Below are 13,518 nucleotides of genomic sequence, written 5' to 3' on the forward strand. Positions count from 1 at the left end.
AACGCATGGTTCAGTTTGGGACCATCCTTGGGTGGGTAGGACGATCTGACCCCCGCCGGTCCGCCCGGGGTGCAAACAGACCCCGGGCCGCGGCGGCCGGCTCGCTACGCTGGACGGAGGGCCCACTCGGGCGGCCCCCGACGACGGAAGGTGGAACCAGTGCTGCTGGCAGTCCTGCAGGCGAACTCCGCGGTCCTTGATAACGAGGCAAACTGCCGAACCATCGCAGCCGCCGCCCAGGCCGCGGCGGCCCGTGGCGCGGCAGTCCTGGTGACCCCTGAGCTTTTTCCCGTGGGCTATGCTCCCCGCCGGGTGCGTGCGGAACTGGATCCGTCCCTCCTGCCGGCGCTCCAGGACAGGCTGGCCGCGATCGCGCGGACCAACGGCATCGGACTGGTCTACAGCCTGCCGCGGGTCACCAGCCAAGGGGAGTGGCAGATCAGTGCCACGCTTTTGGATGCCGCGGGTAACAGCCTCCTCAGCTACGGCAAGGTGCACTTGTTCGGCCCGCATGAGCGTGCGGCCTTCAGCCCCGCCCGGGAGCGCCCCGCCGTCGTGGACTTCCATGGAATCCCCACGTCGCTGGTGATCTGCTACGACGTCGAATTTCCCGAGTCCGTGAGGGCCGCGGCCACGGGCGGGGCGGAGCTTCTGCTGGTCCCCACCGCGCTGGCGCACGGCTTCGACGACGTCCCGCAGGTCCTGCTGCGTGCGCGGGCGCTCGAGAGCCAGCTCACCATCGCCTACGCCAACCACTCCGGGGAAGAGGACGGGTGCAAATTCCTGGGCGGCAGCGTGGTTGCCGGGCCCGACGGCGGGCTGCTGGCAGAGGCGCGCGGGGAACCGCAGCTCCTCTATGCCGAGGTGGATCCCGGTGCCGCCGCCCGGGAGCGGCGGGCGGTGCCGTACCTGGATGAACGCCGCCCGGACGTCTACCGGTCCTGGGGCCTCTGAACCGGGCCTCCGAATTGGGGCCTCTGAACCTGGGTCACAGCTACGTGCCGTCCTCCGCAAGGCCGTCCGGTGCAGCGTCATCCGCGTACTGGAGTGCGATCCACAGCTCTGCCCGCGCCTGGGCCTGCCCCAGGTCCATGCCCAGCAACTCCGCCACGGCATTGATCTGCCGTCGCACGCTGTTCCGGTGCAGTCCCAAGTCCTTAGCGGTGGCGTCCCAGCTTCCGTGCGCGGCCAGCCAGGACCGGAGGATCCGGAGCTGCGACGCCCGGCGTTCGCCGCCGAGTTCCAGGATGGGCGCGAGGAGCCGCGCGGCCAGCAGGGCGCCTGCATCGCCGCCCAGCAGGCCGGTGACGGACCACGTCAGCTCCTCTTCCCTGAGGCTCCTTCCGGCATTCAGTACCCGCGGGCGCAGGGCGCTGGCCCGCCGATACGCGGCGGCGAGGCCCGGCAACCCGGTGGGTTCACCCACCACCAGGCGCCAGCCCAGCTGTTCCACCTCGGACAGCAGGGGCTCATCCACCTTCAGCCGTGTCACGGCCGCGAACCCGTAATCGGTGAGCTCCACCATTTTGGTGTCGAAAAGCCTCCGCCATTGGAGCAGCTCCCGTACAGGCCCGTCGGGGGTGGCGGCGGCGGCCTGGGCCCGTACCCCCTGAACCACCCGGACCGGGCCCTGCCTGGTTCCCGAAACGCTTTGGGCCAGCAGGTCCTGAAGGCTGTCCAACCCCCGGCCGCCGCCGGACAGGCTCTCGGGATGCAGGAGCAGGGCTGTGGCCAGCTGGCTGGGCGCCAACGAGCCGCTGGTCCGCTGGCGCACCAGCAGCTCCAGCAGGCCCACCACGGAGGACACCACATTGTTCTGCGCCGGGGTGAGCGGCCTGTCTGTTCCCAGGACCAGGCTGCCGAGGGTGGCGTCCCTGGTGCTCCGGAGCGGGTGCCCGAACACCAGCGCCGTGCCTTCTGGGGTTTCCAACGTTTCCGTCTCGACGCGCGGCCCGCTGCCCATGACGAGCCGCTTGAGCAGCGGCTGGAGCTGGGAAAGGCCGACGGCGGCCCCCGCCCGTGCGCGCACCCGCCCGTCTGCTCCGACAAGGACGGCCCACACAGGCACGCGCTGGATCAGTGCAGCCAGCAGTTCGTGCTCCGGCCGGGCGGAAAGGACCGCCCTCATGAGGTGCCGGTTGGTTTCTGCCAGCTGGCGGAACACCTGCGCGTTGCCGGATTCGAGGAGCTTGGAAAACTCAAGGCCCAAGGCGGCGAAAGGAATGCTGGCCGGTACCTCCACCAAGGTGAGCCCGTGCTGCCGGCAGGCTGCCACCACCTGGTTAGGTACGGTGTCGTAATACGGCTCCAGGCCGAAGCCCAAGGCCGCAACCCCGGCAGCCACGAGCCGCCGCACATACCCATCCGCCCTTGCCGCGGCGTTGCCGCCGCCCTCACGGAAAGGCAGGCCCGCTGTCAGGACAAATTCGCCGTCGAGCAGGTACGGCGTGGGGTCCTCCAGTTCGCTGGGTTCCACCCACCGCAGCGGCGCCTGCCCGTTGCCGGCGTCGTTCACCACCACCACCTCCCGCGGCAGGGCGGCCAGGAACTGATCCAGGGTCACGGCGTCCAGCTGGTCGCGGCGGTCACCGGCGGATGGTGCATTGCGTCTCATGAGTGAAGACTATAGGTCACTTTGCACACCGTTGAGATGCTCCTCACAACCCTACGCTGGGGGAGGGGAAACCAGTTCAACCAATCACCGACACGAACGGACGTCAACGATGACTGTGCCTACACTCACCGGCCGCGCACCGGCCGGCGGCAGCGGAACAAGCAGCCGCCCAACGCTGGCCGCGCAGCTGCTGCGCCGCAAACCCATCGCCCAGATGGTCAGCGAGGCAGCCGGGAACGACGGCGGCCCCCGCCTGGTCCGCAGTTTCGGGGTGCTGCAGCTGACCATGATCTCCGTGGGCGCAACCCTCGGCACCGGCATCCTGGTGATCCTGGGCGAATCCGTTCCGCTGGCCGGGCCCGCCATCTGGATTTCATTCGCGATCGCCGGCCTGGCGGCGCTGCTGTCCGCTGTTTCGTACGCGGAGATGGCCGGCATGGTCCCGGTGGCAGGCTCCAGCTACTCCTACACCTACGCCACCATGGGCGAGGGGATGGCGTGGATCTGCGGCTGGTGCCTGGTGCTGGAGTACGCCGTGTCCGTCGCCGCCGTCGCCGTGGGTGCAGGGCAGTACGTGAACGAAACCCTGGCGGTGTTCGGTACTGTCCTCCTGGATGCGGTGTCGCAGCCACCGGGCGACGGCGGCCTGGTCAACATCCCGGCGATGGTCATCGTGGTGCTCGCCACCATCCTCCTGGTCCGCGGGGCGAAGGAAAGCGCCTGGATCAACACCTCCATTGTGGTGGTGAAGGTGGGCATCCTCCTGTTCTTCTGCGCCGTGGCCTTCACAGCGTTCAACGCCGGGAACTTCGAGCCGCTGCTGCCGATGGGCGCCGCCGGCGTCTCAGCCGCAGCCTCCCGGGTGTTCTTCTCCTACATCGGCTTCGATGCCGCCTCCACCGCAGGCGAGGAGGCCCGCAACCCCAAGCGCGACCTGCCCCGCGCCATCATGCTCTCCATGCTGATCGTCACCACCATCTACGTCCTGGTTGCGGTGGCAGCCATCGGCGCACGGCCCTGGGGCTGGTTCGACGGAACCGAGGCCGCCCTGGTGAAGATCCTCGAGGAAACCACAGGCCAGCCATGGATTGCCCTGGTCTTCGCCGTGGGCGCCGTCCTGGCCATTGCCAGCATCGTCCTCACCGTGCTGTACGGGCAGACCCGCATCCTGATGTCGATGGCCCGCGACGGCCTCATCCCGAAAATCTTCGGACGCGTTTCCCGCCGCACCGGCACCCCCGTGGCCGGCACGCTCCTGGTGGGTGCCGCCGTCGCACTCACCGCCGGGCTTGTGCCGCTCGGCGCGCTCGCGGACGCCACCAGTATCGGCACACTGTTCGCCTTCGCCCTGGTGAACGTCGCCGTGATCTACCTCCGCCGCACCCGGCCGGAGCTGGAGCGGACCTTCCGCGTGCCGCTCTTCCCCCTCACGCCCATCCTCGGGGCCGCGATGTGCGCCTACCTGATGGCCAACCTCGGCACGGACACCTGGGTGGTCTTTGCCCTGTGGATGCTGGTGGGCGTTGCCGCCTACTTCGGCTACGGCCGCCGGAACTCGCGGGTGGCGGCCCTCAGCAACGAGGAATACCGTGGACTTTCCGGACCGCAACTTTCACCACAGCACACCCCCGAACCGTCGAAGGCAGAACTTCCATGACCATCGCGACCGAACTGCCGGCCTCAGACCCCTCCAGCACTACCGCCACCCGGGCCGCCGGCCCTACAGCAGATGGCGCCGCGGCCGGCCCCATCACCATGCTGAACCCGGACTTTCCGTTCAGCTACGACCACTACCTTGCCCACCCGGACGGACTGGGGTCTGTCCCGCCGGAACTGCTGGGGACCGAAGTGGCCGTCATCGGGGCCGGACTCTCCGGCCTGGTCACGGCATACGAACTCATGAAACTGGGGCTGCGGCCCGTGGTTTATGAGGCGGACCAGATCGGCGGGCGCCTCCGCACCGCCTCATTCCCCGCGGCGCCCGGAGTGGTGGCGGACCTCGGCGGCATGCGGTTCCCGGAATCCGGCAAGGCGTTCTACCACTATGTGGACCTGCTGGGCCTGGACACCGAGGAGTTCCCCAACCCGCTGTCCCCGGCAACGTCCAGCACCGTGATCGAGCTGGCCGGCAAGAAACACTATGCCGAAAAGCCCGGCGACCTCCCGCCGTTCTTCAGGGAAGTGGCCGATGCATGGAAGGCCGCCGTGAACGACGGCGCCAAGTTTGTGGAGATGCAGGAAGCCATCCGCGCCCGCGACACGGCCCGGATCAAGGAGCTCTGGAACGACCTGCTGCCGCTGATGGACGAGCAGACCTTCTACGGGTTCATCGCCGCCAGCGACTCCTTTAAGAAAGCGGGGTTCGCGCACCGGGAAGCCTTCGGCCAGGTGGGCTTCGGCACCGGCGGCTGGGACACGGACTTCCCGAACTCCATCCTGGAGATCCTCCGCGTGGTCTACACGGACGCGGACGACCAGCACCGCCTCATCCGTGGGGGAGCCCAGCGGCTGCCCGAGGCACTGTGGCAGCACGCGCCGTCGGGCATGGTGCACTGGCCGGAAGGAACGTCACTTTCCTCGCTGCACGCAGGTTCGCCGCGCGGCGCCGTGGGGAAGATCAGCCGCGATGCCGACGGCAACCTCCGGATCCGCGAACGGTGGGGCCGCGAAGCAACGTACGCCGCAGTGGTGGCCACGTGCCAGTCCTGGCTGCTGTCCACGCGCATCCACACGGAGGAGGCGCTGTTCCCGGCCGAGCTGTGGACCGCGATCGAGCGCTCGCACTACATGCAGTCCTCCAAGACCTTCGTCATGGTGGACCGACCGTTCTGGAAGGACATCGACCCGGACACCGGCAACGAGGTCCTCTCGATGACCCTCACGGACCGGCTCAACCGCGCCACGTACCTGCTGGACAACGGCCCCGACCAGCCCGCCGTCATCCTGCTCTCCTACACCTGGAACGATGACGCGCTGAAGTGGCTGGCGCTGGATGCCGACGAGCGCGTGGAACTGATGCTGCATTCGCTCGAGCAGATCTACCCGGGCGTGGACATCGCCAGCCACATCGTGGGCCAGCCCATCACCGTTTCCTGGGAGGCGGATCCCAACTTCATGGGCGCGTTCAAGGCGAACCTGCCCGGGCATTATCGGTACCAGCAGAGGCTGTTCACGCACTTCAAGCAGGACAAGCTGCCCGAATCCCAGCGGGGCATCTTCCTGGCCGGCGACGACGTGTCCTTCACTGCCGGGTGGGCGGAAGGCGCAGTGACCACCGGCCTCAACGCAGTCTGGGGTGTGGTGAACCATTTGGGCGGCGCGTCGGCCCCGGGCAACCCGGGGCCGGGCGAGCTGCTGGACGCGATCGGGCCAATGCCGCTGGATTAGCTGTGCAGCTCCCGGTGCGCCATGGCCAACTCGACATAGCGCGCCGCATTGGACCGGACGCCGTCGTACTCCTCATCGGTGAGTTCGCGGCGCACCTTGCCCGGGACGCCCGCCACGAGCGAGCGGGGCGGCACCACGGTGCCTTCGAGCACCACGGCGCCGGCCGCCACCAGCGAGCCGGCGCCGATCACCGCGCCGTTAAGGACTGTCGCTCCCATCCCGATCAGGCAGTCGTCCTCCACAGTGCAGCCATGCACGACGGCGGCGTGCCCCACGCTCACGCGTTCGCCCACCGTGCAGGGGAAGCCGGGGTCCGCGTGCAGCACCACGTTGTCCTGCAGGTTGCTGCCGGCGCCCACTGTGATGGCGGCCGTGTCAGCCCGGACGGAAACACCGTAGAAGGCGCTGGAATCCTGGGCGAGGGTGGCGTTGCCGATGATCGACGCGGTCGGAGCGACGAAGGCGGATTCGTGGACAGCCGGGGTGTTTCCGGCGAAAGGGTAAAGAGGAGCCATGCGCCAAGCCTAGGACACCCCTGCGCGCGGCGGCCTGGGTGCCCCAATGTGACTCCCGCACGTTCCCACCCCAACTAGGTAGCGCTAAGTGTCGTTTTGAGGGTCCAAAACGACACTTAGCGCTACTCAGTTGGGGGAGGAGGGGGTGCGCAGGACCAGGAACTGGTAGTGCTGCGTCCAGTGCCCGGCGCCGGGGCCCGACTCGGCACCTGTTCCCTCCGGCCACGTGACAAAGTCCTCGATCCTGCCGTGGCGCCCAAAGACTTCCCGGACCGTGGCGTCGCTGCGGCGGCTGAAAAAGCGGGGCTCGCCGTCGTCGTCCTCAGGGTTCAGCACCTCCTCATCCTCACCGGACCAGAGGCCGACGGCGATCGGCGCGCCAGGCGTGCTGACGCGGACAAGCTCGGCCAGGACGGCATCGATGTCACTGGCAGGGATGTGCAGCAGCGTGCTCATCGTCCACACGGCTGGGAAGGCGCCGTCGGGAAACGGCAGGGCCCGGGCGCTGGCCACCGAGACGTCAAGGCCCCGCCCCCTGGCCCGGCGGACCTGCCCTTCGGCAAGGTCCACCCCTGTGTAGTGGATGCCGGCCTCAACGAACTTCAAGCCGTCAAGTCCGGTCCCCGTCCCGACCTCCAGGACCGAATGCCGCCCCTCGGACTTCAGCAGCGCAATAAAGCGGTCGCGTTGCTCCACGCGGTTGTGCGACGGCGGGTGGTCGGCCCCGGAGGCGGCGCGGCGGTTGTAGAAGTCGGCGAGACGCCGCTCGGCATCCCCGGTGGCCGGTTCCATCCCGCGTTCCCCGTTTCCGTTTGGGGACGGCCGTCAGTTAAAGACGACGGTCCGGTTGCCGTCCAGGAGCACGCGGTGCTCCGCGTGCCACTGCACGGCCTGGACCAGCGTGCGGCCCTCCACGTCCCGGCCCATCTGGACGAACTGCTCCGGCGTCCGGGCATGGTCCACGCGGATGACTTCCTGTTCGATGATGGGGCCCTCATCCAGCGCTGCCGTCACGTAGTGGGCGGTGGCGCCGATGAGCTTAACGCCGCGGGCGTGGGCCTGGTGGTACGGCTTGGCGCCCTTGAAGGACGGCAGGAAGGAGTGGTGGATGTTGATGGCCTTGCCGGTCAGCTCCGTGCAGAGCTCATCGGAGAGGATCTGCATGTAACGGGCCAGGACGGTGAGCTCGATGTCATGCTCGGCCATGATGGCACGGAGCTTGTCCTCCGCCTGGGCCTTGGTGTCCGGGGTGACGGGGATGTAGTGGAACGGGATCCCGTAGAACTGCGCGAGTCCGGCCAGGTCCTGGTGGTTTGAGACGATGGCGGGGATCTCGATGGGCAGCGTCCCGGAACGCTGCTGGAACAGGATGTCGTTGAGGCAGTGGGCGGAGGTGCTGGCCATGACCAAGGTGCGCACCTTCTGGCCCACGGTGTTGAGGCTCCACTGCATCCCGAATGCCTCGGCCACAGGCTCAAGGGCAGCGCGCAGCACAGACTTGGCGGCCGCCGTGGTCACCTCTACCCGCATGAAGAAGTTGCCCGTTGCAGGGCTGCCGTACTGTTGCGAATCCGTAATATTGCAGCCCGCCACCAGCAGGGCGCCGGCCACCGCATGGACGATTCCGGGGCGGTCCGGGCAGGACAGGGTTACTACGTAGGCTTGGTTCAGCTGCTCTTCACTCACGCGTACAAGCCTACCCGCGTGGCACGGCCCTGGTTTGGTACGCTGAGGGGGTCGCAACTGGCGTTGGGTGGCTAACCACCAGGGAGCGGCAATCACGAAGACCACGGATCGTACGCCTGGGCCGAGGGTCATGTCTTGCCGGAATTGGGGCTGCACCCCGTCAGTACCGCAGCGCCATGCCGTGCGCGTTCACGCCCTGTCATCGAGGCGGTGTGAAGGTGCGCCAGCCGGTAGCCTGACCTTAGCAGTGCCCGTATGCCTAGCCAGGAGTTTTTCGTGACTACTACAGCCACCTCAACCACCGCCGTCAGCAACCAGCCGCTGGCTGAGCTTGACCCCGAAATCGCAGCAGTCCTGGACCAGGAACTCGGCCGCCAGCGCGGCACCCTGGAAATGATTGCCTCCGAAAACTTCGCACCCCGCGCCGTGATGGAAGCCCAGGGCTCCGTACTCACCAACAAGTACGCCGAGGGCTACCCGGGCCGCCGCTACTACGGCGGCTGCGAATACGTGGACATTGCCGAGCAGCTGGCCATTGACAGGGTCAAGGCCCTGTTCGGCGCCGAGTACGCCAACGTCCAGCCGCACTCCGGTGCCCAGGCCAACGCCGCTGCCCTCTCCGCCATGATCACCCCCGGCGACAAGATCCTGGGCCTCTCCCTGGCCCACGGCGGCCACCTGACCCACGGCATGAAGCTGAACTTCTCCGGCAAGCTGTACAACGTGGCTGCCTACCAGGTGGAGGAAGACAACTTCCGCATCGACATGGACAAGCTCCGCGAGCAGGCCATCGCCGAGAAGCCCCAGGTCATCATCGCCGGCTGGTCCGCCTACCCGCGCCACCTGGACTTCGCTGCCTTCCGCTCCATCGCGGACGAGGTGGGGGCCCTCCTGTGGACGGACATGGCGCACTTCGCCGGACTGGTTGCCGCCGGACTGCACCCGAGCCCGGTGCCGCACTCCGACGTCGTCACCTCCACGGTGCACAAGACCCTCGCCGGTCCGCGTTCCGGCGTGATCCTGGCCAAGCAGGAGTGGGCCAAGAAGCTCAACTCCAACGTCTTCCCGGGCCAGCAGGGCGGCCCGCTGATGCATGTCATCGCCGCCAAGGCCGTGGCCTTCAAGATTGCCGGCACCCAGGAGTTCAAGGAACGCCAGGAGCGCGTCCTGGAAGGCGCCAAGATCATCGCCGACCGCCTGAACCAGGCCGACGTCGCCGATGCCGGTGTCTCCGTCCTCACGGGCGGCACCGACGTGCACCTGGTCCTCGTTGACCTCCGCAACTCCCAGCTTGACGGCCAGCAGGCGGAGGACCTCCTGCACTCCGTGGGCATCACCGTGAACCGCAACGCCGTTCCGTTCGACCCCCGCCCCCCGATGGTCACTTCCGGCCTCCGCATCGGCACCCCGGCCCTGGCCACCCGCGGCTTCGGCGCCGAGGAATTCACCGAGGTCGCCGAGATCATCGCCACCGCACTGAAGGCCGGCACCGGCGCGGACATCGAGTCCCTGCAGGCCCGCGTGGACAAACTGGCCGCCGACTTCCCGCTGTACCCGCAGCACGAGCAGTGGTGACCCATGACTGAAACCACCCAGACCGCGAAGGTCCTCGACGGCAAGCTTGCCGCCGCCGCCATCAAGGCCGAGCTGGCCGAACGCGTGGCAGCACTCAAGGCCAAGGGCGTCACGCCCGGCATCGCCACCGTCCTTGTGGGCGCGGATCCGGCCTCCCAGCTGTATGTGTCCATGAAGCACAAGCAGTCCGCGGAGATCGGGATGAACTCGATCCAGCGCGAACTTCCGGCCGATGCCACCCAGGCGCAGGTAGAGGCACTCATTGACGAACTCAATGCGGACCCCGCCTGCCACGGCTACATCGTCCAGCTGCCGCTGCCCAAGCACCTGGACACCGATGCGATCCTGGAGCGTATCGACCCTGCCAAGGATGCCGACGGACTGCACCCCACCAACCTTGGCAAGCTGGTGCTCAACGTCAACGGCGAGATCACCTCGCCGCTGCCGTGCACGCCCCGCGGCGTCATCGAGCTCCTGGAGCGCAACGGCTACAGCCTCAAGGGCAAGCATGTTGTGGTGGTGGGCCGCGGCGTCACCATCGGCCGCTCGATCGGCCTGCTGCTCACCCGGCGCGCCGTCAACGCCACGGTGACCCTCACGCACACCGGCACCCAGAACCTCTCTGAGCTGCTCCGGCAGGCAGACGTCATTGTGGGTGCGGCGGGTGCCAAGCACATCGTCAAGGCCTCCGACGTGAAGCCCGGCGCGGCCGTGCTGGACGTCGGCGTCACCCGGGAAACCGATCCCGAGACGGGCAAGAGCCGCGTTTACGGCGACATCGACCCCGCCGCGGCTGAGGTAGCCGGCTGGATTTCACCGAACCCCGGGGGCGTCGGTCCCATGACCGTGGCGCTGCTGATGACCAACGTGGTGGAAGCCGCGGAGCGCCAGGCGGCACAGGACAGCGGCTCGGGAGCCACACACTAGTTCCCCTCGCACACGCCCGACGGCGGCCCGGCACCTTCGCACAAATGGCGCCGTGCCGCCGTCGGACTTTAAGCGCAGAAAGTGGCAGTCCCCTTCCACCTGCCCCGCCCCTCTACTAGTCTGCGGAGGGTGCACAACAAAGCCACCGTGCCGCCGGGAACAGCCGCCGGCACAGCCCAGCCAGCAGCCGGGCCGCGCAACGAAGCCCACCGCACGGTCATTACGGCGGAGAACCTGACCAAGACCTACGGGGACGTGGTTGCCGTGGACGGAATCTCCTTCAGCGTCCCGGCCGGGGAGTCCTTTGGCCTGCTGGGCCCGAACGGCGCCGGCAAATCCACCACCATGAAGATGATCGGCGGAGTCACGCGCCGCACCTCCGGGAACCTTCGCATCCTGGGCCTGGACCCGGACTCGCACGGGCCGGAAGTGCGGGCGCACCTGGGCGTGGTCCCGCAGCAGGACAATCTGGATGAGGAACTCCGGGTCCGCGACAACCTCCTGGTCTACGGCCGTTACTTCGGCCTGCCCATGAGCTACCTGAAGCCGAAGGCCGACGAACTGCTGGAATTCGCGCAGCTGACGGACAAGGCGAAATCCAAGGTGGATGCCCTCTCCGGAGGGATGAAGCGGCGCCTGACCATTGCCCGCTCGCTCATCAACGAACCCCGGATCCTGCTGCTGGACGAGCCCACCACCGGGCTGGACCCGCAGGCCCGGCACATCCTCTGGGACCGCCTGTTCCGGCTCAAGGAGCAGGGCGTCACGCTGATCCTGACCACGCACTACATGGACGAGGCGGAGCAGCTCTGCGACCGCCTGATCGTGGTGGACAAGGGCCGGATCATGGCCGAAGGATCGCCGGCCCAGCTGATCCGTGAGCACTCCACCCGGGAGGTGGTTGAGCTGCGGTTCGGCTCCGAGCGGAACACCACTATCGCCGCGGAACTGGAGGGCATCGGGGAGCGGCTGGAGGTCCTCCCGGACCGCGTGCTGATTTACGCGCACGACGGCGAGTCCGCCCTTGAGCAGGTGGCGTCCCGCGGGCTGCGCCCGCTGACCTCGCTGGTGCGCAGGTCCTCGCTGGAGGACGTGTTCCTGCGGCTCACGGGCCGGAGCCTCGTTGACTGAGGGGGCGTCCGCGGGGGCTTTGCGGGCCCACAGCCCCGAAGTGGCGGCAGCCAAGGCCCGGCGCTGGGGGGCGTTCTATTATGCGGAGCAGGTGCTCCGGGTAATGAAGAGCTACGGCTGGTCAATCCTGATGTACAGCGTCGGCCAGCCCGTGGCCTACCTGTTTGCCATGGGGGTGGGCCTGGCATCGCTGGTGGACAGCGGCGATGCTGCGGCATTCGGCGGCGGGAGCTACCTGGCCTTTATTGCGCCGGCACTGCTCGTCTCTGCCGCCGTTATGACGGCGGCCAATGAATTCACCTTCCCTGTGATGGCCGGGTTCAAGTGGCGCCGGACGTATTACGGCCCGCACGCCTCGCCGCTGACGCCCGGCCAGATCGCGGCCGGACACATCATGGCGGTAACGCTGCGCCTGCTCGTGCAGTCGGCGATCTACTTCGGGGTTGTGGCCCTGTTTGGTGCCGCGCCGTCGGGCTGGGCGTGGGCCGGCATCCTGGCGGCCACCCTGGCCGGGCTGTCCTTCGGGCTGCCGCTGATGGCCTACTCGGCTTCGCTGACGGAGGACAAGGGGCAGTTCGCCCTTGTAATGCGGCTCGTTGTGATGCCGCTGTTCCTGTTCTCCGGCACGTTCTTCCCCTTGGAGACCCTCCCGCTGGCCGTTCGCTGGGTCGGCTGGATTTCGCCGATCTGGCACGGCACCGAACTTGGCCGGGTGCTCAGCTACGGGTACAAGGAGCCGCTGGTCCTCACCCTTGTCCATATTGCGGTCCTGGCGGGCCTGGCGGTACTGGGCTGGATCCTGACGCGTCGCCGGTTCGCGACGAGGATGGCGCAATGAGCCGCGCCGCGGGTGCAGGTACGGCACCGAATGCTGTGGAGCAGGCCAGGACCAGGACCTTCGGCGCCCTGTATTCGCGCAATGCCCGGGCGGTGATCTCGCGGGGACTGAAGGCGACGCTGGGCGGCCACTGGCTGATTATGCTGTCCGGTTTCTTCGAGCCTGTGCTGTTCCTGGTCTCCATGGGCGTCGGCATGGGCGCGCTGGTGGGGGAGGTGGAAGGGCCCGGCGGGGCGCCTGTCAGCTACGCGGCCTACATCGCCCCGGCCCTGCTTGCCGTCTCGGCGATGAACGGAGCGGTGTACGACTCCACCTGGAACGTGTTCTTCAAGATGAACTTCGGAAAGCTGTACCAGGGCATGCTGTACACCTCCCTTGGCCCGCTGGACATCGCCCTGGGCGAGATCTTCCTGGCCCTCCTGCGCGGGATGCTGTACGCCACGGGCTTTACCGCCGTCATGGGGGTCATGGGTCTGATCACCACACCGTGGGCGCTGCTGATGATTCCCGCCTCGGTACTCATCGCCTTCGGCTTCGCCAGCATCGGAATGGGGATCACCAGCTTCATGAAGACGTTCCAGCAGATGGACTGGATCACCTTCCTCATGCTGCCCATGTTCCTGTTCAGCGCCACGTTCTATCCGCTGAGCGTCTACCCGCAGGCCATCCAGTGGTTCATCCAGGCGATGCCGTTGTGGCACGGGGTGGAACTCCTGCGCCAGATCAGCGTGGGCTCGTTCTCGGCCGCGACGCCCGTCCACGTGGGCTACTACCTGGTGATGACCGCCGTCGGCATGCTGCTCACCACGCTCCGCCTGCGCCAGCTCTTCCTGAAGTAGCTCCCA

General features: G+C 67.8%; 12 protein-coding genes. 8 read left to right on the forward strand and 4 right to left on the reverse strand.

The window, feature by feature from the left end:
- Positions 1-159: 159 nt before the first annotated feature.
- A complete protein-coding gene (locus KTR40_RS05435; protein WP_139028462.1) occupies positions 160-954 on the forward strand; it encodes a nitrilase-related carbon-nitrogen hydrolase in 795 nt (264 codons plus the stop codon).
- Between the two features lie 40 nt (positions 955-994).
- On the opposite strand, the gene KTR40_RS05440 is transcribed toward KTR40_RS05435, so the two are convergent.
- Positions 995-2,614 carry a PucR family transcriptional regulator gene (locus KTR40_RS05440; RefSeq protein WP_228405535.1) on the reverse strand — a complete coding sequence of 540 codons (1,620 nt, stop codon included), beginning with the start codon at positions 2,612-2,614 and terminating at the stop codon, positions 995-997.
- A gap of 109 nt (positions 2,615-2,723) precedes the next feature.
- Between KTR40_RS05440 and KTR40_RS05445 the strand changes: the two genes are divergently transcribed.
- Positions 2,724-4,271 (forward strand): amino acid permease, encoded by a 1,548-nt coding sequence (locus tag KTR40_RS05445; protein ID WP_228405536.1) that lies wholly within the window; start codon positions 2,724-2,726, stop codon positions 4,269-4,271.
- Positions 4,268-6,001, forward strand: a complete 1,734-nt coding sequence (locus tag KTR40_RS05450) for an NAD(P)/FAD-dependent oxidoreductase (protein ID WP_228405537.1) — start codon at positions 4,268-4,270, stop codon at positions 5,999-6,001. The genes KTR40_RS05445 and KTR40_RS05450 overlap by 4 nt, the downstream gene beginning before the upstream one ends.
- Here KTR40_RS05450 and KTR40_RS05455 read toward each other — a convergent pair.
- From KTR40_RS05455 to purU, 3 genes are all read right to left on the reverse strand, one after another.
- Positions 5,998-6,516, reverse strand: coding sequence for a gamma carbonic anhydrase family protein (locus KTR40_RS05455; protein WP_139028465.1), 519 nt, complete (start codon positions 6,514-6,516; stop codon positions 5,998-6,000). The two genes, KTR40_RS05450 and KTR40_RS05455, sit on opposite strands and share 4 nt — an antisense overlap.
- Positions 6,517-6,642: 126 nt before the next feature.
- The gene (locus tag KTR40_RS05460; RefSeq protein ID WP_228405538.1) at positions 6,643-7,308 is read right to left on the reverse strand and encodes a class I SAM-dependent methyltransferase; all 666 of its coding nucleotides are present in this window, start codon (positions 7,306-7,308) and stop codon (positions 6,643-6,645) included.
- A gap of 33 nt (positions 7,309-7,341) precedes the next feature.
- Positions 7,342-8,202 (reverse strand): formyltetrahydrofolate deformylase, encoded by an 861-nt coding sequence (gene purU / locus KTR40_RS05465; protein WP_139028467.1) that lies wholly within the window; start codon positions 8,200-8,202, stop codon positions 7,342-7,344.
- 276 nt (positions 8,203-8,478) lie between these two features.
- Between purU and glyA the strand changes: the two genes are divergently transcribed.
- The 5 genes from glyA to KTR40_RS05490 all read left to right on the forward strand — a co-directional run bounded on the left by glyA (position 8,479) and on the right by KTR40_RS05490 (position 13,512).
- A complete protein-coding gene (glyA, locus tag KTR40_RS05470) occupies positions 8,479-9,777 on the forward strand; it encodes a serine hydroxymethyltransferase (protein WP_139028468.1) in 1,299 nt (432 codons plus the stop codon).
- A 3-nt stretch (positions 9,778-9,780) separates the two neighbouring features.
- A complete protein-coding gene (locus KTR40_RS05475) occupies positions 9,781-10,704 on the forward strand; it encodes a bifunctional methylenetetrahydrofolate dehydrogenase/methenyltetrahydrofolate cyclohydrolase (RefSeq protein ID WP_228405539.1) in 924 nt (307 codons plus the stop codon).
- Between the two features lie 129 nt (positions 10,705-10,833).
- The gene (locus KTR40_RS05480) at positions 10,834-11,835 is read left to right on the forward strand and encodes an ABC transporter ATP-binding protein (protein WP_370633172.1); all 1,002 of its coding nucleotides are present in this window, start codon (positions 10,834-10,836) and stop codon (positions 11,833-11,835) included.
- Positions 11,828-12,673, forward strand: coding sequence for an ABC transporter permease (locus KTR40_RS05485; RefSeq protein WP_228405540.1), 846 nt, complete (start codon positions 11,828-11,830; stop codon positions 12,671-12,673). Before KTR40_RS05480 ends, KTR40_RS05485 begins: the two co-directional genes overlap by 8 nt.
- Positions 12,670-13,512, forward strand: coding sequence for an ABC transporter permease (locus KTR40_RS05490; RefSeq protein WP_228405541.1), 843 nt, complete (start codon positions 12,670-12,672; stop codon positions 13,510-13,512). Before KTR40_RS05485 ends, KTR40_RS05490 begins: the two co-directional genes overlap by 4 nt.
- Positions 13,513-13,518 lie beyond the last annotated feature (6 nt).

Origin of the sequence: Pseudarthrobacter sp. L1SW, from assembly GCF_020809045.1 — a bacterium.
Taxonomy (GTDB): domain Bacteria; phylum Actinomycetota; class Actinomycetes; order Actinomycetales; family Micrococcaceae; genus Arthrobacter.

Bases quoted from the DNA above. Each gene is read 5' to 3' on its own strand.
- KTR40_RS05440 (WP_228405535.1), bottom strand. From the start codon at position 2,614: ATGAGACGCAATGCACCATCCGCCGGTGACCGCCGCGACCAGCTGGAC.
- KTR40_RS05445 (WP_228405536.1), top strand. From the start codon at position 2,724: ATGACTGTGCCTACACTCACCGGCCGCGCACCGGCCGGCGGCAGCGGA.
- KTR40_RS05450 (WP_228405537.1), top strand. From the start codon at position 4,268: ATGACCATCGCGACCGAACTGCCGGCCTCAGACCCCTCCAGCACTACC.
- KTR40_RS05455 (WP_139028465.1), bottom strand. From the start codon at position 6,516: ATGGCTCCTCTTTACCCTTTCGCCGGAAACACCCCGGCTGTCCACGAA.
- KTR40_RS05460 (WP_228405538.1), bottom strand. From the start codon at position 7,308: ATGGAACCGGCCACCGGGGATGCCGAGCGGCGTCTCGCCGACTTCTAC.
- KTR40_RS05475 (WP_228405539.1), top strand. From the start codon at position 9,781: ATGACTGAAACCACCCAGACCGCGAAGGTCCTCGACGGCAAGCTTGCC.
- KTR40_RS05490 (WP_228405541.1), top strand. From the start codon at position 12,670: ATGAGCCGCGCCGCGGGTGCAGGTACGGCACCGAATGCTGTGGAGCAG.